Source organism: Mesorhizobium waimense (genome assembly GCF_003601975.1).
GTDB lineage: Bacteria > Pseudomonadota > Alphaproteobacteria > Rhizobiales > Rhizobiaceae > Mesorhizobium > Mesorhizobium waimense.
On the sequence record NZ_QZWZ01000155.1, the window covers coordinates 1 to 1,373 of the forward strand.

Here is a 1,373-nt window from a genome sequence, read left to right on the forward strand (position 1 = left end):
CTGTTCGCCGCATTATGGATATTCGCAAGGCGAGGCCTTCCAATGTAATTAACGCAGTTTGCGTGGACGTTACGCACCTGCAACCCACGATAGCGGAATGGCCCGACCTACGTCCCGGCAGGGACGTCTCGGCGTGTCCGAAGAAAGGACGCAATCTGGTTGTGGCTCAATTTCAAGTCATGAGTGGTCTCCCATGCCATGCGGTGCGATCTCAGGCGGTCGCGCCGGCGGACCGATCAAAAGGCTCGCCGGTTTTCAGCATTGTGTGCATGATGACAGCGAGTTTGCGGGCCACGGCGACCGCGGCCCGCTTGAAGCCGACCTTTTTCCTGAGCTTCAGTCCCCAGGTTCGAAGCGTGCTGTCAGCAAGGGTTCTCGTTAGGATCACCACGGCAGCTTGATAAAGCAGCCCCCGCAGATGGTTGTCGCCACGCCGCGATATATGCCCGTCAAAATCAACTTCTCCCGACTGGTAGCGCCGGGTGGTGAGACCGAGCCACGCACCAACTGAACGAGATGTCCTGAAGTTTTCCGGAGCCTCGATCGCTGAAGCGAAGGAGGCTGCGACAACCGAGCCAACACCCGGTATCGACACCAGCAGCTGACATGGCGCGCTTTCCCGCGCAGCGGCGACAAGCTGCCGATCAAGTTCCGCCGCCCGGTCGCGCACGGTGCGCCAGGTCTCGAGCAGAGGCAGGATAATCCGCTCCAGTCCCTTGTTGTCGACAATCAGGTTTCGGACATTGGCTTCGAATACGCGGCCGGCACCCTTGGGAACGACCAGCCCGAATGTCTTCATCAGCCCACGGATCTGATTGGACAGCTCGGTTACGATCTTGATCAGCTGGCTGCGCGCGGCTACCAGTGTGCGGGTCAGCATGCTGTCATACTGCTTGACCCGCACCTCCCGGTAAAAGCCAACTTCTGCAAGCTGCGCCAGACCGTCTGCATCGTTCGCATCGGTCTTGTTCGGCGCCATGTCGAGCGCCGCTTTGGCGTGACGGGCATCGATGCAGATCGCCGGCAGGCCTTCCCCCGTCAGCGCATGATAGAACCAGACCGATAAGGGGCCGGTCTCGAAGACGATCTTCTTCGCGTTGGGCGCACGCTTGCAGATCACTTCGGCCAGCAACTTCGGATCAGATGGGCATTTGCCGCGCCAGCTCCGCTTGCCATTCTGCCGCACCGAGATCGAGGTCTCTTTCAATGACACATCAAGGCCGATAAATTGGTCCATGGTTGTTGTTCTCCGATTGCTGCTGGGCCCGGGTCCGACTCGGGAGCCCGTTTTCATCATATCGGGGAACAACCGCCGCCTATGCGCAAGGGCTACAAAGCGGCACGTGGACGCGGCTCCCGCGATTACCCCATGT

General features: G+C 59.9%; 1 protein-coding gene. It reads right to left on the bottom strand.

Translation table 11 applies throughout. The annotated features are described in order from the left end of the window. Positions 1-211 precede the first annotated feature (211 nt). Entirely contained in the window at positions 212-1,237 is a 1,026-nt protein-coding gene (locus D3227_RS40320) for an IS110 family RNA-guided transposase (protein WP_095090353.1), read from the bottom strand. Positions 1,238-1,373 lie beyond the last annotated feature (136 nt).